Below are 24146 nucleotides of genomic sequence, written 5' to 3' on the forward strand. Positions count from 1 at the left end.
AGGGCGCGTGCTCTCAGTCGAGCAGGTCCTCGAGCAGTGCGCCCGCCAGGCGACGGAACGTCCGACGCGGACGCGTGCGGTCCAGCACCGCGACCTCCAGCTGCGCGGCCGGGATCACCCGCTGCTCGCCGCTCTCCTCCGCGGGTGCACCGAGCGCCTTGACCGCGAGCGCCAGCACCTCCGGCAGCGTCATCCCGGCGTGCCAGCCCTCGGCGACGATCGTGTCGAGCCGTTCCGCCTGGCCGCCCATGACGACGTAGCCGTGCTCGTCGGTGACCGAGCCGTCGTACGCGAGCCGGTAGATCTGGTCGCCGGACACCTCGTGGCCGACCTCGGCGACGACGATCTCCACCTCGAGGGGCTTGGACTCCGTGGTGAACACCGTGCCGAGCGTCTGGGCGTAGGCGTTGGCCAGCCCGCGGGCCGTCACGTCGACCCGGTCGTAGGAGTAGCCCCGCAGGTCGGCGTAGCGCACGCCGGCGACCCGGAGGTTCTCGAACTCGTTGTACTTGCCGACGGCCGCGAAGCCGATGCGGTCGTAAATCTCCGAGATCTTGTGCAGCGCCCGCGACGCGTTCTCCGTGGCGAACGCGATCCCGTCGTCGTACTGCAGGACGACGACCGACCGGCCGCGGGCGATGCCCTTGCGCGCGTAGTCGGCCCGGTCCTTCATGAGCTGCTCGGGCGAGACGTAGAACGGCATGCTCATCGCTGGCCACCTCCCCGCGCCCGGTGGGCCCCTCGTCGTTGCTCCTCGACCTGCTCGACGATCGCCGAGAGCTGCTCGTCGGGAGCGCGCAGGTAGCCGGCCTCGGTCACGGTCGCGACGACGGGCCAGATCCCCCGCGTCCGGTCCGGCCCGCCGGTGGCGGAGTCGTCGTCGGCCGCGTCCCACAGCGCCTCGACGGCGACGCGGACGGCGCCCTCGGCGTCGAGCCCGTGCTTCCACAGCTTCTTGAGCGAGCCGCGCGCGAACACCGACCCCGACCCGACCGCGTGGTGGTCGTGCTCCTCGTACTGACCGCCCGTGACGTCGTAGGAGAAGATGCGCCCCGTCCGCCTGTCCAGGTCGTAGCCGCCGAACAGCGGCACCACGGCCAGGCCCTGCATGGCGAGGCCGAGGTTGCCCCGGATCATCGTCGCGAGGCGGTTGGCCTTGCCGTCGAGCGAGAGCAGCGAGCCCTCGATCTTCTCGTAGTGCTCGAGCTCGAGCTGGAACAGGCGGACCAGCTCGATCGCCAGCCCGGCGGTGCCCGCGATGCCGACGGCGGAGTACTCGTCGGCCGGGAACACCTTCTCGATGTCCCGGCTCGCGATCATCGACCCCATCGTGGCGCGGCGGTCGCCGGCCATGACGATGCCGCCGTCGAACGCGAGCGCGACGATCGTGGTGCCGTGGGGCGCCTGCAGCTCACCGGCCGGGCGGCTGCCCGGCAGGAGGTGCGGTGCATGGCTGGAGAGGAACTCGACGAACGACGACGAGCCGGGCGTCGTGAACGCGTGCGGCAGCCGCCCGGAGGACGACGTGTCGTACTGGTTCACTGGCCGCCCTTCTGGACGAACCCGCGCACGAACTGCTCCGCGTTGGACTCCAGGACGTCGTCGATCTCGTCGAGCAGGGCGTCGACGTCCGCGTCTCGGGACTGCGCGCTGGGCGTCGCCGGCGTGGGGGTGTCCGGACCGCCTTCCGGCTCCTCGTCCTCGCGACGTGGGCGTACGTGTTCCTGACCAGCCATCGTGAACCCTCCCGGTGTGCCAGCTGACGTGCTCAGCTCCACCCTAGGCCCATCCTCGGACGTGCCCGGCTCAGGCGCCCGCCGTTCGGACGAACCGACGGGCGAACCTCGTCCACAGATCGACGGATGTCCCGTCACCGGGAAGCGCGCGCTGCCATCATCACCCGATGACGGACCCCGCGATCCACCTCACGTCCGAGATGGCCCGCGCCCGGGCGATCCTCCTGGACACCCGGGCGTGCCCCGTCTGCGCGGGACCGATCGGGACGACCACGTGCGGTACGTGCGGGATCGACCTGTCGGGCGACGCGGGGCTGCGGATCTGGCGCTCGTCGCTCGAGGCCGTCGCCGCGATCGAGGCGCGCGCCGCGCTGGCCGCCGAGGTGCGCGGTGAGCAGCTGGCCGCCCGGCCGCGGTACTCCTCCCCCGCCGCGGGCTCGCCGGCCGTGCCTCCTCCCGTCGCCCCGGCCCCGCTCGCGATGTCGGTACCGGTGCCGCGGCCGGCGCCTGCACCGCGACCCGTCGCCGAGCCGCGTGCGCCGTGGCGTGTGCAGACGGTGCTCCAGATCCTCGGCGTCGCGCTGCTCGCGATGGCCAGCCTCGTGTTCCTCGTCTTCAGCTGGGACGTCCTGACGGTCGCCCAACGTGGCGGCGTCATCGCGCTGGGCACGGTCGTCGTGCTCGTCCTGGCCGCCTGGCTCAAGCGCCGGGACCTCGAGGGCTCGGCCCAGGCGGTCGGCGTGCTCGGCTCGGTCCTGGTCGTCCTCGACGCCTGGGCCGTGCACGCGATCGGCATCTTCCCGAAGGCCGACCCCGCCGCCTACGCGGCGGTGGCCTGCGTCGTCTGCGCAGCCGCCCTCGGTGCGTACGGCCGGCAGACGGGCGTGCGCGCCGGCACCGTGACCGCGAGCCTGCTCCTGCCTGCCGCCCCGCTCATGCTGCTCGGGCACGGCGGGAGCGCGGCCGGGGTCGCGGCGCTGCTGCTCGGCGTCTCGGTCGTCGGGACCCTCCGCTTCCTGCTGCCGTGGGGCATGCGCGGCGAGCGGGCCGTCCTGGCGGGCGCCGCGGCCGTCGGGCTGGTCGCGGCCTGGGCGACGGCCCTGGTCGGGGTCGTGGTCGAGTGGGACGGCGGTGAGGTCTGGCCGCCGGTCACCGTCCTGGCCGCCGMGACCGTCGTCGCCCTGGCGCAGGGTGCGCTCGCCGCGCGAGAGGCTCGCGCCGCCGGCCGCCGGGCGGGCGCCGGACGCGTCTGGGCCTACGGCGCGGGGGTCCTCGCCATCACCACCGCGACCGCCGTCTCCGTCGTCCTCGGGCTCGCGGCTGCCGTGATCCCGGCGGCTATCGCCGTCGCCCTCGTCGCGACCACGTCCCGCTGGCCGGCGACCCGGCCCGGACGCGGACTCGTGCGCGCGTGCGCGGACAGCGCCGGCCTGACGGCCCTCGCCGTCGGTGTCCCCGCGGCGGTGCTGCTGTACGGCGACGGGATCGACGCGATCACCGGTGTCGACGGTGCGCCCACGTCCGAGGTGCTCCGCCGGCTCTCCGGCGTCGTGGCCGTCGCAGTCCTGCTCGTCGCGATCGCGGTGTGGCGGGGTGCCGGTCGGGCGGCCCGTGCCGCCCGGCACGCAGCCGCCGCGGTGACCGTCGAGATCGTGCTCGTKGGAGCCGCCGTCGCCGGCGGCGACGAGGCGACCGCCGCGCTGCTCGCCGTCGGCGTCGTGGGCGCGGTCGTCGGGCTGCTGCGCACGGGCTGGCTGCGCTGGTACCTGCGGGTCGGCACGCTCCTGTCGCTGGGCGCGGCGTTCGTGGCCGCGCAGCTCACCACCGGGGGTGGGGCATGGTGGTCGGGCAGCGTCCTGGCCGCCGGCGCAGCGGTCGCGTACACGGCACGCTGGTGGGGCGGCGCCCCGGTCGCCCGGGCCGTCTCGACCGGCACGACCGCCCTGGTCGGCCTCGCGGCGCTCGCGCAGCTCCTTGCCGCCGGGGACGTCGCCGCACCCGTGACGGTCGCCGCCTCGGTCACCGTCGCGATCCTGACCCTGGTCGCGCTGCGGGTCGCCAGGAGCACTGCGGAGCGCCACGTCTCCCTCGGTGCAGCCGCGCTCGTCGGTCTCGGGTGCTGGATGACGGGCGTCTCCCCCGTACCGGCCGTCGTCGCGCCGAGCATCGTGCTCGGCGCCGTCGTCGCGGTCTCGGTCCTCGCCGTGGCGCTCGTCGGCGGGTCCCGCCTCGTCGCGCCCGTGGTCGTCTGGGCGACGGCTGCCGTCGCCCCCGTGGCGATGCTCGAGCTCGTCACGGCCCAGGCGCTCACCGGCTGGCCGGACGCCGTGGCCGTCTGCTTCGCGGCCGTCGTCCTCGGGGGCGCTGCGGCCCTGGTCGCCGGGACGCTCCCGGCGTCGCTCGCCGACCGGCGGCTCCCGCTCGAGGGCGTGGGCTGGGTCGTGGTCGGCACCGGCATCGCGGCGTCGTTCGGCCAGAGCGTCTCCGCGGCCGCGCTGAGCCTCGTCCTCGCGTCGCTGGTCGCCGCCGCGTGCGCGAGCCGTCGCGACCGTCGCGCCGAGCTGTGGGCGGCGCTCGGCCTGCTCGTCGCCGCGTCCTGGTGCGCGCTCGCGATCCGGGACGTCGGTGTCCCCGAGGCGTACCTGGCCCCGCTCGGGGCCGTGCTCGCGGCCGTCGGCGTCGTGCGGTGGCGGTCCGGCGGACGATCCGCCGCCGAGCTCCTCGGTTGCGGGCTCGCCCTCGCGACTGTCCCCACCGCCGTGATCGTGGACCCGATCACGATCGGGCGCGCGACGCTGGACCGGACGATGCTCGCGACCGTCGCGGCCGCCGTCCTCGTCCTCACCGCGCTCCTCCTCGTCCGGCGGCGCTCGGCGCCGTACACGGCGGGGAACGACCCGGTGCTCTGCGTGGCCGCGGTCGGCGCCCTGCTCGCCGTGCTCGGTCCGGCACGTCGCGCCGTCGTCCTGGCGGGCCTGAGCTGGACCGAGCCCCAGCCGCCGACGGAGCTGTGGGCCCTGCCCGCCGCCGCCCTGCTCGCCGGCGCGGGCGCGGCCTGGCTGCTCGCCCGGCCCGGTCAGGATGCGGGGCTTCGCCGGGTGGTCCCGTGGGGCGTGCTGCTCGTCGCCACGATCCCGGCCCTGCTCACGCAGGACGACGGACCCGCCGGGCTCGCCCGGATCGCCGTGGGTGCCGCGCTCGGCACCTACCTCGCCGCCCGGGGAGCCGCGGGCCTCGGCGCGCTCCCCGGTGCCCGCTGGTCGCCGCCGGCGCCGGACCTGGTCGGGATGGGCGCGTCGCTGCTCGTCGTGACCACCGTCGCCGCCCTGGCCCGGACCTGGGCGGTGCCGCAGGACGCGGTCCTCGTCGTCCTCGGCGTGCTCGTCCTGGTCGTGGGTGCGGTGCGGATGCGGACGGAGCCCACGACGCCGACGTGGAGCGCACTGGGACCGGGACTGGCCCTGGCGCTCGGTGTCCCCACGCTCACCGCGCTGGCCACCGGCACCGGCTGGCGCATCGGCGTGGCGATCGCGGGCGGGCTGCTCGCCGTGGTCGTCGGCGCTGTGCGGCGGTGGCAGGCGCCGTTCGTCGTCGGGGCGCTGGCGCTCCTGCTGGAGCTGGTCGTCCAGCTGGCACCCGTCGCTCGTCAGGCCGTCGGCGGGCTCGGCTGGTGGCCTGTCCTCGCGCTCGGCGGCGCCGCCCTGCTGGGCCTCGGACTGACCTACGAGCGACGGCTGCGGGACGCCCGGGAGGCCGCCCGATACGTCGCGCAGATGAGCTAGGCGCCGAGCGCCTCGAGCAGCGACGCCGCGTCGGGGCTCCGGTCGAGCAGCTCGCCGACGTGCGCCGCGGTCCCGCGCAGCGGGTCGCGCATCGGCACCCGCTGCAGCGTCGCGGCACCGGGGACGTCGAACACGACCGAGTCCCAGCTCGCGGCGGAGATCTCGGTCCCGTACCGAGCCACCGCCTCGCCCCGGAAGTACGCGCGCGTGTCCCTCGGCGGGTGCAGGACGGCCTCGGCCACCTGCTCGGCCGTGACGAGCAGCTCGACGGCTCCCGCGCTCACCAGGCGGTGGTACAGGCCGCGCTCCGGCCGCACGTCGGACCACTGCAGGTCCATCGCGGCCAGGCGGGGGTGGTCCCACGCGAGGTGGTCGCGCCGGCGCATGCCCTCGAGGAGCCGCAGCTTGGCCAGCCACTCCACCTCGCGGGCACAGCTCGCCGGGTCGGTCGCCAGGCGGTCGAGCACGGACGCCCATCGGTCCAGCACGTCCTCGCTCTGCGCGTCGAGGTCGCCGCCGGTGTGGGCGAGCGCGGTCCGCACGGCCGTCAGGTACTCGCGCTGAATCTCCAGGGCGGTCAGGTGCCGACCGTCGGCCAGCTCGACGCGGGTGGTCAGGGTCAGGTCGTGGCTGATCAGGTGGACGGCCTGCACCGGGTCGCGCAGCGTCAGCCGGTCGACGATCGCGAGAGCTCCCCCGGCGCCGCCCTCGGCGACGGCGCGCTCGATGAGCCACAGGACCAGCGACGTCGTGCCCAGGCGCAGGTACGTGGAGACCTCGAGCATCGTCGCGTCGCCGATGATGACGTGCAGGCGGCGCCACCGGTCCGGGTCGGCGTGGGGCTCGTCGCGGGTGTTGATGATCGGGCGGCGCAGGGTCGTCTCGAGGCCGATCTCGGCCTCCATGTAGTCCGCGCGCTGGGACAGCTGGAAGCCGGGCGTCTCGCCGCGCTGGCCGATGCCCACGCGGCCGGCGCCGGTGAACACCTGGCGGGTCGCGAAGAACGGGATCAGGCGGGCCGCGAGGTCGTTGAACGGCACGGCCCGGTCGACGAGGTAGTTCTCGTGCATGCCGTAGGTGGCGCCCTTGCCGTCCACGTTGTTCTTGTAGAGGGCGACGTCCGGCAGGGCCTGCGTCGAGGCCAGGGCTCGCACCGACGCGAGCATCACCCGCTCGCCCGCGCGGTCCCAGCGCACCGCGTCGAGGGGGTTGGTCACCTCCGGCGACGAGTACTCCGGGTGGGCGTGGTCGACGTACAGCCGGGCGCCGTTGGTGAGGATGACGTTCGCGGCACCCGGGTCCTCGTACTCGTCGCTGGACGCGCGCGGGAGGGCCTGCGGGCCGTCACCCGACGGTGCCGGCACGTCCGGGTCGTCGGTGAGCAGCGACGGATGGGCCGACGCGCGCTGCAGGTGGAACCCGCGGGCGTCGTGCAGCGGGTCCTCGTCGTCGTAGTCCCAGCGCGCACGGGTCCGTGCCCCCTCACGCGCGGCGGCGTGCACCGCGACCACGTGCGAGGAGAGCAGCATCGGGTTGGCCAGCGGGCGTCCGGGCTGGAGGATCCCGTACTCGGTCTCGATCCCCATCACTCGGCGCACGGTCACGGGACCACCCTAGGGTCGTCCCGCAACCGGGCGCGCAGACTGTCCGCCGCTACAGGTACTGCCCGGTGCTCGTGACGGTCTCGATGGTGCGCGAGCCCTCCGCACCCTTCTTGCCCTGCACGATCGTCCGGATGAAGACGATGCGCTCGCCCTTCTTCCCGGAGATGCGCGCCCAGTCGTCGGGGTTGGTCGTGTTGGGCAGGTCCTCGTTCTCGCGGAACTCGTCGACGCAGGCCGTGAGCAGGTGGTCCACCCGGATGCCCCGCTGCCCGCTGGCCAGGAAGTCCTTGATGGCCGACTTCTTGGCGCGGTCGACGACGTTCTGGATCATGGCGCCCGAGTTGAAGTCCTTGAAGTACAGGACCTCCTTGTCGCCGCTCGCGTAGGTGACCTCGAGGAAGCGGTTCTCGTCGCTCTCGGTGTACATCCGCTCGACGACGCGGCTGATCATCGCCTCGACGGCCTCCGTCGCAGACCCGCCGTGCTCGGACAGGTCGTCCGGGTGGATCGGCAGGCTGGGCACCAGGTACTTGGCGAAGATCTCGCGCGCGCCCTCGGCGTCCGGGCGCTCGATCTTGATCTTCACGTCCAGGCGGCCGGGCCGCAGGATGGCCGGGTCGATCATGTCCTCACGGTTCGAGGCGCCGATGACGATGACGTTCTCCAGCCGCTCCACGCCGTCGATCTCGCTGAGCAGCTGCGGCACGATCGTCGTCTCGACGTCGCTCGAGACGCCGGTGCCGCGGGTACGGAAGAGCGACTCCATCTCGTCGAAGAACACGACGACCGGGTGCCCCTGCGACGCCTTCTCGCGGGCACGGGCGAAGATCAGGCGGATGTGCCGCTCGGTCTCGCCGACGTACTTGTTCAGCAGCTCGGGGCCTTTGACGTTCAGGAAGAAGCTCTTGGTGTCGGCGGTGTCCTCGCCCCGCGCGGCGGCCGCGGTGGCCGCGAGCGAGTGCGCGACGGCCTTGGCGATGAGCGTCTTGCCGCATCCGGGCGGGCCGTACAGCAGCACACCCTTCGGCGGCTTGAGGCCGTGCTCGCGGAACAGCTCCGGGTGCAGGAACGGCAGCTCGACCGCGTCGCGGATCGCCTCGATCTGCGGGCCCAGGCCACCGATGTCCTTGTAGTCGATGTCCGGCACCTCTTCGAGGACCAGGTCCTCGACCTCGGCGCGCGGGATGACCTCGAACACGAACCCGCTGCGCGAGTCGATCGTCAGGGCGTCGCCGATCCGCACGTGCGCGTCACGGACCTGCCCGGCGAAGCGCACGACGCGCTCCTCGTCGCCACGCCCGACCACGAGCGCACGGTCGGTGCCCAGCAGCTCCTTGACCGTGACGAGCTCGCCGACCTCCTCGTACCCGCCGGCCTCGACGACCGTAAGGGCCTCGTTGAGCATGACCTCCTGGCCGGGGCGCAGCGTGGAGACGTCGAGCGACGGGCTGGCGCCCACGTGCATCTTGCGGCCGGCGGAGATGATGTCGACGCTGCCGTCGTCGCGGGAGCCGAGGTACGTGGCGTACGTGCCCGGCGGCTTGGCCAGGTCGTCCACCTGCCGCTTGAGGTCGATGATCTGCTCGCGAGCGGCGACGAGCGCGTCGCTGAGACGCTCGTTCTTGGCCGCCAGCACACTGAGCTCTCGGTGGATGTCCCGTCCAGGGGCGCCCGGATCAGTCATGTCGTCGGCCTCCGTCCCGCTTGCGCGAAGTGTGTCTCCGTCTCCATCGTGCACCGCGTTGTGCCTGCTGGTCCGACGACCCTAACCACAGATGTCAACAGTCGGGGGCCCGACGCACCCGACTCGACCGGTTCATCCCGATCTGTGGACGGCGGGTCGCGCGGTGGTCGCGCGACCACGGCGCCACGGGCGGGCGGAGGTCGCGCGAGGACGGCGGGACGGCTCAGACGGTGGGCGCCTGGCCGACGTCGCGGCGTGCGCGGCGCAGCTTCTTGTCGGACACCGTGCGCTCCCCCATGGCCTCCGGCGACCAGAGCTCGGCGTCGTCGACGGCCGGTGCTCCGTCGGCGGCCACGGGGTACGCCCCCTTGGCGGGACGGCGACGACGCTGCGGGGCGTCCACCCCGTCGGCGAGCCGCCGCGTGGTGAGCAGGAAGCCGGTGTGGCCGATCATCCGGTGCTGCGGCCGGACGGCCAGGCCCTCGAGGTGCCAGCCGCGCACCATGGACTCCCAGGCCTCGGGCTCGGTGTAGCGGCCGTCGCTGCGGATGTCCTCGGCGAGCCGCGACAGCTGGGTCGTCGTCGCGACGTAGGAGATGAACACCCCGCCGGGCGCGAGGGCCTCCGCGACGGCGTCGAGGTTCTCCCACGGCGCGAGCATGTCGAGCACGACGCGGTCGACGCTGCCGGGCTCGGCAACGGTCGGCAGCACGTCGGACAGGTCGCCGACCGACAGCTCCCACGCGGGGTGCGGGCCGCCGAAGAAGCCCTCGACGTTCCCGCGGGCGATGGCCGCGAAGTCCGCTCGCCGCTCGATGGAGTGCAGCGACCCGCCGTCGCCGACGGCACGCAGGAGCGACATCGTCAGCGCCCCGGACCCGACGCCGGCCTCGATCACGCGCGCGCCCGGGTAGATGTCGGCCATCGCGACGATCTGCCCCGAGTCCTTCGGGTAGACCACCGCGGCGCCGCGCGGCATGGACAGCACGTAGTCGGCCAGCAGCGGCCGCACCGCGAGGTACTCGATGCCCGACGTGTTCCGCACGACCGTGCCCTCGGGCGCCCCGAGCAGCGAGTCGTGCGTCAGGTAGCCGCGATGCGTGTGGAACGACCCGCCCTCGGCGAGCGTGATCGTGTGCAGCCGGCCGCGCGGGTCGGTCAGCTGCACGCGGTCGCCCGCTCGGAAGGGACCGCGGCGTTGCGCGGCACCGGTGGACGTCTGGTCGGGGTTCACGGTCCCCGAGTCTAGGAGCGGATGGCTGCCACGACGTCCATCGCGCGGATCAGGCCGACCACCTTGCCGTCGACGAGCGCGGCGACGACGGGCGAGTTCCGGGTGGCCTCCCCGATCGCGCCCACGAGCGCCGGGCCGCTGAGCAGGCCGTCGACGGTGGCCCCGACGGGCAGCGGGATGGAGACGGCGGTCACCGGCGTCGTGCCCGCTGCCTCGGCCGGGACCGAGGCGGCGGCGGCGCGGTCGACGTAGGCGGCGGGCCGGCCGTCCGGGGACAGGATGACGACCTCCTCGGCGCCGGCCGCGGCGGCGACGGCCCCGGCGTGCGCGAGGGAGTCGGTGTGGCCGACCCCGACCGCCCGGCGCCCGACGCTCGCCAGGGTGATCTGCTGGACTGCCTTCTGCGTCCGCCCCCCGCGGACCGCGGACGAGGCCCCGGACCACAGGAAAGCCCCGATCAGGGCGGACCACACCACGCTGCTGATCTCCGGCTGCCGACCGCTCAGGAGCGGCACGACGAGGGCCCAGGCGAGCACGCCCACGGCGACGACGCGACCCGCCCAGCCGGCGACGACCGTGCCGGTGTGCCGGTTCTTGGTGATGCCCCAGACCGCGGCCTCGAGCACCCAGCCGCCGTCGAGCGGGAGGCCCGGGATGAGGTTGAACACCCCGAGGAACCCGTTGGAGACGGCGCCGGACCAGAGCAGGAGCCCCCCGATGCTGTCGGTGCCGACGCGCGCGGCCAGGAAGGCGAAGATGCCGGCGCACACGAGGTTCGAGATCGGCCCGACGATCGCGACGAGGATGCTCGTCAGAGGCGTCGGGGACACCCCGCCGAAGCTCGTGTGGCCGCCCCAGAGGGTGAGCACGAACTCGCGTGGCTGCTGACCGCGTGCCCGCGCCATGAGGCCGTGGGCGAGCTCGTGGACGAGCACCGAGGCGAACAGCAGGACGACGAACCCGAGCGCGACGACGTAGATCTTCACGCCGACGTCCCCGCCGAGCCAGCGGCGCACGCTGGGCGCGATGAACAGCGTCAGCACGACGGCGGCGAGCAGCCAGCTGGGGGCCAGGATGATCGGGGCGCCGACGACGCGGCCGATCACCCAGCCCGACGTCCGGCGTTCGGTGGGTCTGTTGCTGCTCACGTGCCCAGAGTAGGTGTGCGTCGATCCGCCCCGCTGTCGGTGGTGGCGCCTAGGGTCGGAGGCGTGCACAGCTCCGACGGAAGACCCGCCGCATGACCAGCGACGCGCTCGAGCTCGAGGTGGTCGACGAGGCCGTCGAGGACGCCGTCGAGCAGCTCGTCACGGGCGACCGGCCGCCGTCGCGGCCCGGTCTGTCCCCGTCGCGGGCCAACGACTTCCTGCAGTGCCCTCAGCTGTTCCGGTTCCGGGTGATCGACCGGCTCCCCGAGCCGCCCAGCCCGGCCGCGGCACGCGGCACCCTGGTGCACGCCGTGCTGGAGCACCTGTTCGACCTGCCCGCCCCCGAGCGCACGGTCGAGGCCGCGCAGGCGCTGCTGCCGGTGCAGTGGGAGATGCTGCTGGAGCGCGACCCGTCGATCGGTGAGCTGTTCGCGGAGCCGACGGACCTCGCCGAGTGGCTGACGAGCGCCGAGGCGCTGCTGGCGACGTACTTCACGCTGGAGGACCCCACCCGCCTCGAGCCGCGCGAGCGCGAGCTCATGGTGTCCACCGAGCTGTCCGAGGGCGGTCCCCAGCTGCGCGGGATCATCGACCGGGTCGACGTCGCACCGAACGGGTGGGTGCGCGTCGTGGACTACAAGACCGGCAAGTCGCCGCGTCCCGGGTTCGAGAGCTCGGCCCTCTTCCAGATGCGGTTCTACGCCTACGTCATCTGGCGCACGCGCGGGATCCTGCCCAAGCGGCTGCAGCTCGAGTACCTCGGCGACGGGGTCGTGCTCACGCACGAGCCGTCCGAGTCGGAGATGGCGACCATCGAGGCGCGCGTGCGGTCGATCTGGGGCGGCATCGAGGACGCCGCACGATCGGGCGACTGGCGGCCGCGGCCGTCCAGGCTGTGCGACTGGTGCTCGTTCAAGGCACTGTGCCCCGCGTTCGGGGGGACGCCGCCCGAGGTGCCGGAGGGCGCAGTCGAGCGGTCGATCGGCGTGCAGCCGACGGCGCTCAGCTAGCGGCGCGCAGGTCCAGCACGTCGCCCTCGGCCACCCGCAGCAGGTCCGCCACCGACACGTCCTCGAGGGAGCCGACCCGGCTGAGGCCCGGTCGGGACGCGACCGCGTGGTGCACCTCGACCGCGATCGTGCGGGCACCCGACGCGACCGCCGAGGCGATGCCCGACCGCGAGTCCTCGACCGCGATGCACGACGCGACGTCGACCCCGAGGCGCTCGGCGGCCAGGAGGTAGGGCTCCGGGTCGGGCTTCGCGCGGCTGACCTCGTCGCCGCTGACGACGACGTCGAACAGGCCCACGGCCGCGGCGAACGGGTCGGCCAGCACGGCGAACGACGAGGTCACCAGCGCCATCGGGACCCCCGCCGCGTGCACGGCGCGGAGCAGCTCCTGGGCGCCCGGCTGCCACGGGATCCCGGCCGCGACGCCGGACGCGACTCGCTGGTTCAGGAAGTCGACGATCTCGTCGTACGGGAGGTCGACGCCGCGCTCGGCGAGGGCCTTCGCGCTCACCATCATCGGGTTGCCGACCATGGCGAGGCCGTCCTCGTGCGTCCAGACACCGCCGTGCGCCTCGACCAGCTCGGTCTCGGCCGCGATCCAGAACGGCTCGGTGTCGATGAGGGTGCCGTCCATGTCCCAGAGGACTGCAGCGAGGTGGGGGTTCACCGAGCCATCGTACGAGGGGCTGCCGACGCGCTCAGGCACGTCCCGTCCGGCGTCACCGCAGCCACGCGCCCTAGGCTGGACCGATGAGCACGCCAGCCGCGGACCTGCCCGCCAACGAGACGGTCCTGCTCGCGGCGTTCGAGGGGTGGAACGACGCGGGGTCGGCGGCCACGCAGGCCCTGGAGCACCTGCACGAGGTCTGGGACGCCGAGCACGTCGACGAGCTCGACCCCGAGGAGTACCACGACTTCCAGGTGAACCGGCCGATCGTGGGGCACGGTCCCGACGGTCGCCGCGAGATCACCTGGCCGACGACGGCGGTGGCCGTCACGAACGCGCCGGTCAGCGGTCGCCGGGTCGTGCTCGTGCACGGCATCGAGCCGTCGATGCGCTGGCGCCGGTACTGCACCGAGCTGCTGGACATCGCCGCCGGCCTCGGGGTGAACACCGTGGTGACCCTCGGCGCGCTGCTCGCGGACGTCCCGCACACCCGGCCGATCCCGGTGAACGCCACGAGCGAGGACGCCGAGGTCCGCGACATCTTCGGGCTCGAGCCCAACACCTACGAGGGCCCGACCGGCATCGTCGGCGTCCTGCAGCACGAGGCCGCGGCGCGCGGGATGCGGTCGCTGTCGCTGTGGGCCGCGGTGCCGCACTACGTCGCGCACCCGCCGTCGCCCAAGGCCACGCTCGCGCTGCTGCACCGGATCGAGCAGCTGCTGGGCGAGCCCGTCCCGCTGGGCGAGCTGCCCGACGACGCCGCGGCGTGGCAGCACGGCGTCGACGAGCTCGCCGCCGAGGACTCGGAGATCGGCGAGTACGTGCAGCAGCTCGAGGAGGCCAAGGACACCGCCGACCTCCCGGAGGCCAGCGGCGAGGCGATCGCGCAGGAGTTCGAGCGCTACCTGCGTCGCCGCGACAAGGGCACCGGCGGCTGACGCTCACCCGCGGTGGGCGTCGGCCCACCCGCGCGGACGATGCGCAGAGGTTAGAGTCGGATGCCCAGCAGGGCGTCGACCATGCGGGCGATGACGCCCGGCGCGCCCTCGACCGGGTCGGCGGTGCCGGCGAGCGAGAGGTCCGCCCAGGCGTCGACGACGGTCAGCGCGGTGGGGGTGTCGAGGTCGTCGGCGACGGCCGCGCGCACGGCGGCAAGGGTCGCGTCGGGGTCAGGTCCTCCGTTGCCCGAGACGGCTGCACGCCAGTGCTCCACCCGGGCCTGCGCCTCGACCAGGCCCGCGTCGGTCCAGTCCCAGTCGTCGCGGTAGCGGTGCGCCAGGATCGCGAGCCGGATCGCCATCGGGTCGACCCCCTGTTCGCGCAGCCGTGAGACGAGCACGAGGTTGCCGAGCGACTTGCTCATCTTGTGCCCGTCGAGACCGACCATGCCTGTGTGCACGTGCACCCGGGCACCGTGGCCGGCGTCGAGCAGGCGCGCGTGCGAGGTGCTCATCTCGTGGTGCGGGAACAACAGGTCGGAGCCGCCGCCCTCGACGTCGAACGGCAGGCCCAGGGCGTCGCGCGCGATGACCGCGCACTCGATGTGCCACCCGGGGCGGCCGTCGCCGAGGCTGCCGCCGTCCCACGCGGGTTCGCCGTCGCGCGAGCGCCGCCAGAGCAGGGGGTCGAGCGGGTCACGCTTGCCGGGACGGTCGGGGTCACCGCCGCGCTCGGCGGCCAGTGTCCGCATGAGGTCGTCCTCGAGACCGGCGACGGACCCGAACGAGACGTCCGCCGACAGGTCCGCGTAGATGTCGCCGCGCTCGTGGCCCTCGGTGGGCACCCGGTAGGCGGCGCCGGCGGCGAGCAGCTTCTCGACGGCCTCGACGACGGCGGGGATGGCCTCGACCACCCCGGAGTAGACGTCCGGCGGGATGACGGCCAGCGCGGCCATGTCCTCGGCGTACAGGGCGGTCTGCGACTGGGCGAGGTCGCGCCAGTCGACGCCCGTCGCGGTGGCGCGCTCCAGCAACGGGTCGTCGACGTCGGTGACGTTGGAGGCGTACCGCACGGTGTGCCCGGCGTCGCGCCAGGCGCGGCCCAGCACGTCGAAGGCGACGTAGGTGGCAGCGTGGCCCATGTGGGTGGCGTCGTACGGCGTGATGCCGCACACGTAGAGCGTGGCGTCTCCCCGCGAGGCGGCCAGCACGACCTGCCCGGTCGACGAGTCGAGGACCCGGACCGGGTCACCGTGCCCGGGGAGCGCAGGGACATGCGGCGGCGGCCAGGTGAGCACGGCGGAAGCCTAACCGCGTCCCGGCGGCACACGGGTCCGAGGTCCACAATGCCCACGTGACCGATGAACCGATCCGCCTGCAGGACCTCGAACCGAACGACGACGGCGAACGCGTCGTGGCCCGGACCGCCACCGGGTGGGGCGAGCCGACGCTCGGGCTCAAGCGAGGCGGCACGCTCTGGGTGATCGTCGCGGAACGCCGGGACCTGGCCGAGGCGTGTCGCCGGCACGGCATCGGCGAGACCGCGCTGAACATGCTCGAGCACCGTGGGCCGGGCTCGCACCCGTCGTCGGCGGACCACCCGCTGCGCGCGCGCCTGGACCGCTCCCCCGACGGCGAGATCGTGCTGACCGTGCCGACGCTGTCCTACGTCGAGCGGACGAGGGACGTGCACACGGGCGCGCTGGTCAGCGTCGTGGGCAACGGCGTCGTGCTCATGTGCGAGCTGGGCGACGCGGACGTGGTCGGCCGTGCGCTGGAGAAGCTCACCGGAGGCTTCCCGGTCCCCGACGAGGGCGTCCACCAGGTCCTGGCGGCGGTCCTGATGTCGCTCGTCGCGGAGGCCTCGGACGTCGAGGTCGGGCTCGGGGACGCGGTCGCCGAGGTCGAGCGCGCGGTGTTCTCGAGCAGCCGACGGAGCCCCGTCGAGGAGATCTACGACCTCAAGCGCGAGATCGCGGAGGCCCGGCGCGCGCTGAGTCCGGTCACCACGGTCCTCCCCGAGCTCGTCGCCGAGGCCGAGGAGGCCGACCACCGCAGGCACTCGCAGCCGTGGCTGCAACGGCTGACGGCATGGGTCGAGCGGCTCGACAAGCACCTGGACGGGTACGACGACCTGCTGACCGACATGCTCTCGGCACACCTGTCGCAGGTCTCGGTCCGGCAGAACGAGGACGTCCGCAAGATCTCGTCGTGGGCGGCCATCGCGGCGGCCCCGACGCTGGTGGCCAGCATCTACGGCATGAACTTCGAGCACATGCCCGAGCTCGACTGGACGTACGGCTACCCGCTGGCGCTCGGCGCGATGGCCCTCATCTGCGGCTCGCTGTACGCGCTGTTCCGACGGTCGGGCTGGCTGTAGCCGCCCAGGACGTGTCTCCCAGACCTGCGTCGCTCTCGTGCGGCTGCAGGCAGCGCTGCGCGCTCGCACGACCGGCCTGTCGATTCCGGCGAGGCTCGTCCGTCACAGTGGGGACAGGCCACAGGGGCCGCCGAACAGGAGGAGCGACATGACGCAGTACGCCATCTACTTCAACCAGCAGTGGGTCGGAGACCACCCGGCCGAGTGGTTCCAGACCCGCGTCGAGCCCAGCACGGCGGTCGTCCGTGACATGGAGGCGGCCGGGGTCCTGGTCTTCGCCGGCGGTCTCGAGGAGAACATGGCCGACGCGTTCAGCGCCGACGCGACGAGCGGGACCGTGTCGATCACCGACGGTCCCTACACCGAGACCACCGAGTACCTGGGCGGGATCACCGTCATCGACGTGCCCGACCTGGAGACGGCCAAGATGTGGGCGGGCAGGGTCGCCGAGGGATGCGGCTGGCCGCAGGAGGTCCGCGTCGTCATGTAGTCCCCACGGCGGTGCGGCACGACGACCACGGGACCTACCCGGCGACGGTCGAGTTGGGCTCCAGCACGCCCGTGAGCAGCAGCAGGACGACGAGGGCCGCCAGGCCGAGCCGGTAGTACACGAAGGGCTTGTAGCTGAAGGTCGAGACGATCTTCAGGAACACGATGATGACGAGATAGCCGACGACGAAGGCCACGAGCGTCGCGACGAGGGTCGCGAAGAACCCGGGGGCGCCGTCCTTCCCGAAGCCGTCGAGGCTCTTGGCCAGCTGGAACAGGCCCGACCCGAAGACCGCCGGGATGGCCAGCAGGAACGAGTACCGCGCCGCCGCCGACCGGGTGTAGCCCATGAGCAGACCACCGGTGATCGTGCCGCCCGACCGCGAGACGCCGGGCACCAGCGCGAGCGCCTGCCAGAACCCGAACTGCACGGCGTTCCGGCCGGACATCTGCTCCAGCGCCAGCCGTTTGGCGCCCACCTTGTCGGCCCACCCCAGCAGCAGGCCGAAGACGGCGAGCGTGAGCGCGATGAGCCACAGGTTGCGGAACGTCTGCTCGATCGCGTCCTGGAACAGCAGGCCGAGCACGACGATCGGGATCGATCCCAGCACGATGTACCAGGCCATGAGCGCGTCGTGGTCGGACGGCTCGCCGACCGGTGCGCCGACGCGTGCCCGCCAGGACGTGCCCAGCGACCCGCGCAGCGCCGACCACCAGGCGCGGAAGATCCGCGCGATGTCGCGCCGGAAGTACAGGATCACGGCGGTCTCGGTGCCCAGCTGCGTGATCGCGGTGAACGCCGCACCCGGGTCCGAGCCCAGCAGGTCGCCGACGATCCGCAGGTGCGCGCTCGACGAGATCGGCAGGAACTCGGTCAACCCCTGCACGAACCCCAGAAGGATCGCCTCGCCCAAACCCATTCCCGAAGTCACGAGCGGAACCCTAGCCGTGCCGTGTTGCCACAGGTGCGCAGCCCGCGCCGATTAGTGTTGCGCCTCATGGAACAGCGCCACCTGGGCCGGACCGGTCTGCGGGTCTCCCGGCTCGGGCTCGGCACGATGACGTGGAGCCGCGACACGGACGCGCACGACGCCTCCGAGCAGCTGCGGGACTTCGCCGACGCCGGGGGCACGCTCATCGACACGTCGGCCTCCTACGCCGACGGCGGCGCCGAGGAGCTGCTCGGCGCGCTGCTCGACGACGTCGTCCCGCGCGACGAGATGGTGCTGTGCACCAAGGCAGGCATCCGGCAGACGAGCACCGGCGGCGTGATCGACGCCTCGCGCGGTGGCCTGCTGAGCTCGCTGGACGCCTCGCTGCGCCGGCTGCGCACCGACCACGTGGACCTCTGGCTCGTCCAGACGCCCGACCCGCGCACCCCGCTCGACGAGACCGTCTCGGCGCTGCGACTCGCCGTGACGAGCGGTCGCGCACGCTACGTCGGCCTGTCCAACCACGCCGGGTGGCAGGTCGCCCGCGCGGCGACCCTGCTCGAGGACGAGATCGGGCTGACCGCGGTCGAGGCCGAGTACTCGCTGCTGCAGCGCGGGATCGAGCGCGAGGTCGTGCCCGCCGCGACCGTCCTCGGCATCGGCGTGCTCGCCTGGTCGCCGCTCGGTCGCGGGGTGCTGACCGGCAAGTACCGCCGCACCATCCCCGCCGACTCCCGTGCGGCGTCCCCGCACCTGGCCGGGTTCGTCGAGCCCTACCTGGCGCGCTCGTCGGCCGCCGTCGTCGAGGCGGTCGCCACCGCCGCTGAGGGACTCGAGCGCACGCCGCTGGACGTCGCGCTCGCGTGGGTGCTGAGCCGCGGGATCTCCGCGGCGATCGTCGGGGCCCGGACGGCCACGCAGCTGCGGGGGTCTCTGGCGGCGCTCGACCTGGAGCTTCCCGACGAGCTGCGCCGCGCGTTGAGCGAGGTCAGCGCACCGGCACTCGGGTACCCCGAGCGGTTCTAGGCGACGGGTCAGGCCTCGGCGAGGTCGTCGACGTCCGCGTCGACGTCGGGGTCGTAGTCCTCGTCGTCGTCCTCGTCGTCCTCGTCGTCGTCGTCCTCCTCGGCGAGGTAGAACGGCGTGGCCTCGCCGTGCACGGTGCCGAGCGCGTCGTCGTAGACCTCGAACGCGTCGGCCAGGATGTCGTACGCGTCGTCGACGGCCGGGTCGTCCTCGCCGTGCGGTGAGGCGACTGCGGTGTAGTGGGCCTCGAGGGCTGCGATCAGGCGGTCCAGCGCGGCACGCGGGTCGACGGTCATGCGACGACGTTAGCCTCCTGCGCGGCACAATGGGAGCGCGTAAGGTGTCCCGGCACCGGCAGGACTTCGAGTTGCGGCGTAGGTCGGACGACGGCGGCGATGGGGTGACGGATGGCAAACGGTCAGACACGGACGAAGCGCCCCGACTGGGTCGCGCAAGGCGGTCAGTACGAGTACCGCGAGCTCAGGATCCCCGCGACCGTGTCCCGGAACGACGCACGCCGCATGCTGACCGAGCAGGCCGAGCTGGGCCGCTGGGAGCTGTCACGGACGCTCCTGTTCGCGGGCGGGGAGCGCAAGGTCTGGCTGCGTCGCAAGATCATCCGCGTGCGCTCGACCCTCGCGGAGACCACGAGCCTCGACTGACCTACGCGGTCGCGGCGCGGCGGTGCAAGGTCGTGACCCGGCGACGCTCCCGGAACTGCTCGACGGTCATCGCGGGTCGGCGCTCGCGGAGCCAGCCCTGGACCTCGATGAGGTTCGCCACGTCGCCGGCCGTCGCCTCGGGCTCGTCCTCGTCCGTCTGGTCCGCCGACGGGTCGTCGTGCGAGACGGTGACGCCGAGCGCGGTGAGGAACGCGGTGGCCCGGTAGACGTTGAGGGTCCGGTCGGACAGGTCCAGGCGATCCATGGCGAGGCGCACCTCGCGCTCGTCGACCCGGTGCAGGCCAGCGTCCTCGTGCCCTGCGGTCTCGTGCGTGTGCTCGTCCATGGCCGACTCCCTCGTCGCGGCACTCCCTTGCTCTAGCCATCGACACGCAGAGGCCAGTTGAGAAGGGTTTGGTGCTCAGCAGTCGCGCAGGAGCCGGTCGAGCACGCGGGTGCCGAAGCGCAGGGCGTCGGTGGGCACGCGCTCGTCGACACCGTGGAACATGCCGGCGAAGTCCAGCTCCGGGGGCAGGCGCAGGGGTGCGAAGCCGTAGCCGCGGATGCCCAGGCGGGCCAGCGACTTGTTGTCCGTGCCGCCGGAGAGCGTGTAGGGCAGCACCACGGCGTCCGGGTCCTCGGCCACGAGCGCGTCGACCATGCGGTCGACGAGGTCGCCCGAGAACGGCACCTCGAGCGCCTGGTCGTGGTGCAGCGGCGTGACCGTCACGTGCTCGCCGGCCAGCTCGCGCACGGTCGAGAGGAACTCCTCCTCGTGGCCCGGCAGGAAGCGCCCGTCGACGGTCGCCTCCGCCGAGCCGGGGATGACGTTCGCCTTGTAGCCGGCGGTCAGCTGCGTGGGGTTCGTCGTGTTGCGCAGCGTGGCGCCGACGAACTTCGACGCGGGTCCCAGGGCCGCCACGAGGGCGTCGATCGCGGCCGGGTCCTCGGGGTCGTAGGTCAGGCCGGTGAGCTTGCCGACGCCGTCGAGCAGCGCCTGCACGGTGGGCGTCAGCTGCAGCGGCCACGGGTGCCGGCCGAGCCGAGCGACCGCCTCGGCCAGGTGCGTCACCGCGTTGTCGGCGTTGACCTGGCTGCCGTGGCCGGCACGGCCGTCGGCGACGAGCCGCAGCCACGACAGGCCCTTCTCGGCGGTCTGCAGCAGGTAGGCACGGCGGCCGTCGACGTCGACGGAGAAGCCGCCGACCTCGCTGATCGCCTCGGTCGCGCCCTCGAACAGCTCCGGGCGGTTGTCCACCGCCCAGCGCGCGCCCTTGGCGCCGCCGGCCTCCTCGTCGGCGAACATCGCGACGACGACGTCCCGTGCGGGGCGACGGCCCTCCCGGGCCATCTGTCGCACGACCGCCAGGATCATCGCGTCCATGTCCTTCATGTCCACGGCGCCGCGGCCCCAGACGAGGCCGTCGACCTCCTCGGCACCGAAAGGGTCGACCGACCAGTCGTCGGCCCGCGCCGGCACCACGTCGAGGTGCCCGTGCAGGACGAGCGCCGGGCGCGACGAGTCCGAGCCCTCCAGGCGCACGACGACGCTGGACCGGCCGGGCTCGCTCTCGAAGAGCTCCGGGTCGAGCCCGACCTCGGTCAGCAGCCCCATCACGTGCTCCGCCGCGACCCGCTCCCCCGGACCGGTGTCGTCACCGTAGTTCGAGGTGTCGATCCGGATGAGGTCGCGGCAGATGCCGACGACCTCGTCCTCGGCCGAGGGGGGAAGCGTGGTGGGCATGGCGATCAACCTACCGGGGCGGTCAGGACGAGGAGGCCGCGTCCAGACCGCGACGGACGAGCAGCGGCTCGATGATCGGGTCCCGGCCGCGCAGGTCGCGGAACAGCTCCATGGCGTCGACCGACCCGCCCCGGGAGAGCAGCTTCGCGCGGAACGCGTCCCCGTTCGCGCGCTGCAGCCCGCCGTTCTCGCGGAACCACTCGACGGTGTCGGCGTCGAGGACCTCGGACCAGATGTACGAGTAGTAGCCCGCCGAGTACCCGCCGCCGAAGATGTGGTTGAAGTACGAGGTCCGGTAGCGGGGCGGCACCGGCGCGAACGCGACCCCGGCCTTCTCCAGGGCGGCGGCCTCGAAGGCCTCGACCTCGGCGACGTCGGTCGGGACCTGGTCGGGCGAGAGCCGGTACCAGGCCTGGTCGAGCAGCGCGGCGGCCAGGTACTCGGTCGTCGCGAAGCCCTCGCCGTCCTGCCGGGCGGCCAGCAGCGTGTCCACCCAGGCGCTCGGCATGGGCTCGCCGGTCTCGTGGTGCAGGGCGAACGCGCGCACGATCGACGGCTCCCACGCCCAGATCTCGTTGACCTGCGACGGGTACTCGACGAAGTCGCGCGGCACCTCGGTGCCGGACTGGGACGGCCAGCGCACGGCCGAGAACAGCCCGTGCAGGGCGTGACCGAACTCGTGGAACAGCGTGATCACGTTGTCCCAGGTCAGGAGCGTGGGCTCCCCCTCGGGCGGCTTCGGGATGTTGAGGTTGTTGACGACCACGGCCGGCTCGCCCAGGAGCGTCGACTGGTCGACGAGGTTGTTCATCCAGGCGCCGCCGCGCTTGCTCTCCCGCGTCCAGAAGTCGCCGAGGAACAGGCCGATCCCGGTGCCGTCCTCGTCGAACACCTCGAAGACGCGCACGTCCGGGTGGTAGCCGACCAGGTCGTGCCGCTCGGCGAACGTGAGGCCGTACAGGTGGTTCGCGGCCCGGAAGACGCCGTCGGCGAGCACCCGCTCGAGCTCGAGGTACGGGCGCAGCTGGTCCTCGCTGAGCGAGCGCTTCTCCTTCTTGACCTTCTCGGCGTAGAACGCCCAGTCCCACGGCTCCAGCGTGGCGCCGGGCTCGTCGGCCTCCAGCGCGGCCGCCAGCTCGGCGGCCTCGACCTTCGCGTTGGCCACGGCGGCCGGGGCGAGCTTCTCGAGGATGTCCGCGACGGCCTCGGCGGTCTTGGCGGTCGCGTCCGCGGCGACGTACTCCGCGTGGTGGGCGTACCCGAGCAGCTGGGCGCGCTCGGCGCGCTTGCGGGCCAGGCCGAGCAGCGTCGCCCGTGTGTCGTGGTCGTCGCCCGCGGTGCCGCGCGTGATCGACGCGCGGAACACCCGCTCGCGCACGGCGCGGTCGGTCAGCGACGTGAGCGGCGCCTGCTGGGTCGGCAGCTCGAGCTCGAGGAGCCAGCCGTCCTCGATGCCGCGGTCGCGGGCTGCCTTCGCCGCGGCGACCCGCGCGTCCTCGGCGAGCCCGTCGAGCTCGCCCTCGTCGGTCACCAGGACGGCCGCGGCGTTGGTCGCCGCCAGCAGGTCGCGGCCGAACGCGGTCTCGAGCGAGTTGATCTCGCCGTTCAGGACGCGCAGGCGGTCCTGCGAGGCCTCGTCGAGACCCACGCCCGAGCGGACGAACTGGATGTGCGTGCGCTCGAGGAGCCACGCGGTGTCGGGCTCGAGGTCGGTGGCCGACTCCCGGAGGGCCTCGACGCGCGCGAACAGGCGCGGGTCCAGGTAGATCGCGTCGTGGTGCGCGGCGAGCAGCGGGGAGATCTCCTCCTCGATCGCGTCGAGGCCGGGCGAAGAGTCCGAGCTGGACTGGTTGAAGAACGACACCGCGGCGCGCTGCAGGAGGCGACCGGAGCGCTCGAGCGCCTCCAGCGTGTTCTCGACGGTGGGCGCGTCGGGGTTCGTCGCGATCGCCTCGATCTCGGCGCGCTGCTCGGTCATGCCCGCGAGCAGGGCGGGTCGGTAGTGCTCCTCACGGATGCGCGCGTGGTCGGGCAGGCCGTACGGCAGCGTCGACGTGGTGGCGAACGGGTTGTCAGCGGCGAGATCGGTCGTCATGGCGTTCATCATGGCCGACGCCGGAAAGGAATTCGTCCTCGGCGTCGTAGGCGAAGAAGTCACCCATCGCCTCCATCCGGCCGAAGCCGGGGAACGCCTCGCGCCAGTCGGTGCGCGCCGCCTCCTCGACGAGCCACGTGACGCACGCGCCGACCGTCTCCGCGTAGCCGCCCGGCGCCAGGTAGCCGAGCTCGCGCGAGGCCGCGCCCATGTCGAGCACCAGCGGCGTCGGCACCGCCCACGGGGTGAGCCCGACGTCCTTGGACGGCTCGCCCGGTACCCGGACGATGCGCGAGGTCGCGCCCATGACCGCGTCGATCGTCCGGGCGATCTCCTCGACCGTGAGCGCCTCCGGGTCGACCGCGTTGAGCACGCGGTGGCCGGGCCGGGCCGCCGCGAGCCGCACCAGCTCCGCCAGGACGGCGGTCGACGTGGTGTGGAAGCGGCTCTTGCCGTCGAAGGCCAGCACGCGCACGTCGCGCCCGTCCAGCACACGCTTGACGAACGTCCACTCGCGCGGCTGCCGGCAGCCGGGGCCGTGGATCGCGCCCGGGCGCAGGATCGTCGTCGGGACCTCGGACGCGAGCCACGCCTGCTCGAGGGCGACCTTGCCGGTGGCGTAGGAGTCGTGGCCGGGGTCCACGGTCGGCTGGTGCTCGGTGATCGGCACCGGGAACGTGCCGAAGACCTCCGACTCGAAGCCCATCTGGTGCTCGTCGACGTAGACCGCCGCGCTCGAGACGACGATCGCGGAGCCGATCCGGTCCCGACGCCCCAGCAGCGGCTCGGCCTGGCGGTCGTCGTAGGCGACGACGTCGACGACGACGTCGACGCCCGTGCCGAGCGCGCGGTCCACGGCCTCCGGGTCGGACCGGTCGCCCAGCACCGGCTCGACACCCTCCAGCGGCGGGGCGTGCCGTGCGAGCACCCGCACGTCCCAGCCGTCCGCGAGCAGCGCCGGGACGGCCGTCCGGCCGATCTGACCGCCGCCGCCGATCACCAGAGCAGTCGCCAC

The 24146-nt window shown here is 73.3% G+C and carries 22 protein-coding genes; 7 read left to right on the forward strand and 15 right to left on the reverse strand.

The features are described from left to right. Positions 1-13: 13 nt before the first annotated feature. Genes prcA through AC1DZC_RS04410 form a run of 3 tightly spaced genes read right to left on the reverse strand, consistent with a single transcriptional unit; the run spans position 14 to position 1736 of the window. Positions 14-709: a proteasome subunit alpha gene (prcA, locus tag AC1DZC_RS04400; protein WP_477042393.1), complete on the reverse strand. Its 696-nt coding sequence runs from the start codon at positions 707-709 to the stop codon at positions 14-16. Then, the gene (gene prcB, locus AC1DZC_RS04405) at positions 706-1542 is read right to left on the reverse strand and encodes a proteasome subunit beta (protein ID WP_477039177.1); all 837 of its coding nucleotides are present in this window, start codon (positions 1540-1542) and stop codon (positions 706-708) included. The genes prcA and prcB overlap by 4 nt, the downstream gene beginning before the upstream one ends. Beyond that, on the reverse strand, positions 1539-1736 hold the full coding sequence (locus tag AC1DZC_RS04410) for a ubiquitin-like protein Pup (RefSeq protein ID WP_477039178.1): 198 nt from the start codon (positions 1734-1736) through the stop codon (positions 1539-1541). The genes prcB and AC1DZC_RS04410 overlap by 4 nt, the downstream gene beginning before the upstream one ends. A 167-nt stretch (positions 1737-1903) precedes the next feature. Between AC1DZC_RS04410 and AC1DZC_RS04415 the strand changes: the two genes are divergently transcribed. After that, entirely contained in the window at positions 1904-5518 is a 3615-nt protein-coding gene (locus AC1DZC_RS04415; protein ID WP_477042394.1) for an SCO7613 C-terminal domain-containing membrane protein, read from the forward strand. Here AC1DZC_RS04415 and dop read toward each other — a convergent pair. From dop to AC1DZC_RS04435, 4 genes are all read right to left on the reverse strand, one after another. Beyond that, entirely contained in the window at positions 5515-7122 is a 1608-nt protein-coding gene (dop, locus tag AC1DZC_RS04420) for a depupylase/deamidase Dop (protein ID WP_477039180.1), read from the reverse strand. The two genes, AC1DZC_RS04415 and dop, sit on opposite strands and share 4 nt — an antisense overlap. A 49-nt stretch (positions 7123-7171) precedes the next feature. Beyond that, complete coding sequence (gene arc / locus AC1DZC_RS04425; RefSeq protein WP_477039181.1) at positions 7172-8806, reverse strand: proteasome ATPase; 1635 nt, start codon at positions 8804-8806, stop codon at positions 7172-7174. Positions 8807-9029: 223 nt separating this feature from the next. Continuing rightward, positions 9030-10040, reverse strand: coding sequence for a tRNA (adenine-N1)-methyltransferase (locus tag AC1DZC_RS04430; protein ID WP_477042395.1), 1011 nt, complete (start codon positions 10038-10040; stop codon positions 9030-9032). Positions 10041-10051: 11 nt separating this feature from the next. Further along, entirely contained in the window at positions 10052-11188 is a 1137-nt protein-coding gene (locus tag AC1DZC_RS04435) for a site-2 protease family protein (RefSeq protein WP_477039183.1), read from the reverse strand. A 92-nt stretch (positions 11189-11280) separates the two neighbouring features. Here AC1DZC_RS04435 and AC1DZC_RS04440 point away from each other — a divergent pair, with 92 nt between their 5' ends. Then, a complete protein-coding gene (locus AC1DZC_RS04440; RefSeq protein WP_477039184.1) occupies positions 11281-12198 on the forward strand; it encodes a RecB family exonuclease in 918 nt (305 codons plus the stop codon). Here the strand turns inward: AC1DZC_RS04440 and AC1DZC_RS04445 are convergent. Next, entirely contained in the window at positions 12191-12865 is a 675-nt protein-coding gene (locus AC1DZC_RS04445) for an HAD family hydrolase (protein ID WP_477039185.1), read from the reverse strand. The two genes, AC1DZC_RS04440 and AC1DZC_RS04445, sit on opposite strands and share 8 nt — an antisense overlap. 83 nt (positions 12866-12948) lie before the next feature. On the opposite strand from AC1DZC_RS04445, the gene AC1DZC_RS04450 reads away from it, so the two are divergent. Continuing rightward, entirely contained in the window at positions 12949-13803 is an 855-nt protein-coding gene (locus AC1DZC_RS04450) for a PAC2 family protein (protein ID WP_477039186.1), read from the forward strand. Positions 13804-13853: 50 nt separating this feature from the next. Here the strand turns inward: AC1DZC_RS04450 and mshC are convergent, their stop codons facing one another. After that, positions 13854-15101 carry a cysteine--1-D-myo-inosityl 2-amino-2-deoxy-alpha-D-glucopyranoside ligase gene (mshC, locus tag AC1DZC_RS04455; RefSeq protein ID WP_477042396.1) on the reverse strand — a complete coding sequence of 416 codons (1248 nt, stop codon included), beginning with the start codon at positions 15099-15101 and terminating at the stop codon, positions 13854-13856. A 56-nt stretch (positions 15102-15157) separates the two neighbouring features. Here mshC and AC1DZC_RS04460 point away from each other — a divergent pair, with 56 nt between their 5' ends. Together AC1DZC_RS04460 and AC1DZC_RS04465 are read left to right on the forward strand one after the other, a co-directional pair. After that, the gene (locus AC1DZC_RS04460) at positions 15158-16183 is read left to right on the forward strand and encodes a magnesium and cobalt transport protein CorA (RefSeq protein WP_477039188.1); all 1026 of its coding nucleotides are present in this window, start codon (positions 15158-15160) and stop codon (positions 16181-16183) included. Between the two features lie 148 nt (positions 16184-16331). Then, entirely contained in the window at positions 16332-16673 is a 342-nt protein-coding gene (locus AC1DZC_RS04465) for a YciI family protein (protein ID WP_477039189.1), read from the forward strand. 34 nt (positions 16674-16707) lie between these two features. On the opposite strand, the gene uppP is transcribed toward AC1DZC_RS04465, so the two are convergent. Next, a complete protein-coding gene (uppP, locus tag AC1DZC_RS04470; protein ID WP_477039280.1) occupies positions 16708-17592 on the reverse strand; it encodes an undecaprenyl-diphosphatase UppP in 885 nt (294 codons plus the stop codon). Positions 17593-17670: 78 nt separating this feature from the next. On the opposite strand from uppP, the gene AC1DZC_RS04475 reads away from it, so the two are divergent. Further along, complete coding sequence (locus AC1DZC_RS04475) at positions 17671-18630, forward strand: aldo/keto reductase (protein WP_477039190.1); 960 nt, start codon at positions 17671-17673, stop codon at positions 18628-18630. An 8-nt stretch (positions 18631-18638) separates the two neighbouring features. Here AC1DZC_RS04475 and AC1DZC_RS04480 read toward each other — a convergent pair whose 3' ends face one another. Further along, complete coding sequence (locus AC1DZC_RS04480; protein ID WP_477039191.1) at positions 18639-18926, reverse strand: primosomal protein; 288 nt, start codon at positions 18924-18926, stop codon at positions 18639-18641. 111 nt (positions 18927-19037) lie between these two features. Between AC1DZC_RS04480 and AC1DZC_RS04485 the strand changes: the two genes are divergently transcribed. Next, positions 19038-19292: a DUF5703 family protein gene (locus AC1DZC_RS04485; protein ID WP_477039192.1), complete on the forward strand. Its 255-nt coding sequence runs from the start codon at positions 19038-19040 to the stop codon at positions 19290-19292. A 1-nt stretch (position 19293) separates the two neighbouring features. On the opposite strand, the gene AC1DZC_RS04490 is transcribed toward AC1DZC_RS04485, so the two are convergent. From AC1DZC_RS04490 to AC1DZC_RS04505, 4 genes are all read right to left on the reverse strand, one after another. After that, the gene (locus AC1DZC_RS04490; RefSeq protein ID WP_477039193.1) at positions 19294-19638 is read right to left on the reverse strand and encodes a hypothetical protein; all 345 of its coding nucleotides are present in this window, start codon (positions 19636-19638) and stop codon (positions 19294-19296) included. A 75-nt stretch (positions 19639-19713) separates the two neighbouring features. Further along, positions 19714-21036, reverse strand: coding sequence for a M20/M25/M40 family metallo-hydrolase (locus AC1DZC_RS04495; RefSeq protein WP_477039194.1), 1323 nt, complete (start codon positions 21034-21036; stop codon positions 19714-19716). A 22-nt stretch (positions 21037-21058) separates the two neighbouring features. Next, positions 21059-23140, reverse strand: a complete 2082-nt coding sequence (locus tag AC1DZC_RS04500) for a M3 family metallopeptidase (RefSeq protein ID WP_477039281.1) — start codon at positions 23138-23140, stop codon at positions 21059-21061. After that, on the reverse strand, positions 23109-24146 hold the full coding sequence (locus tag AC1DZC_RS04505; RefSeq protein WP_477042397.1) for an NAD-dependent epimerase/dehydratase family protein: 1038 nt from the start codon (positions 24144-24146) through the stop codon (positions 23109-23111). Before AC1DZC_RS04505 ends, AC1DZC_RS04500 begins: the two co-directional genes overlap by 32 nt.

Source organism: Cellulomonas sp. P2_B4, from assembly GCF_056404795.1.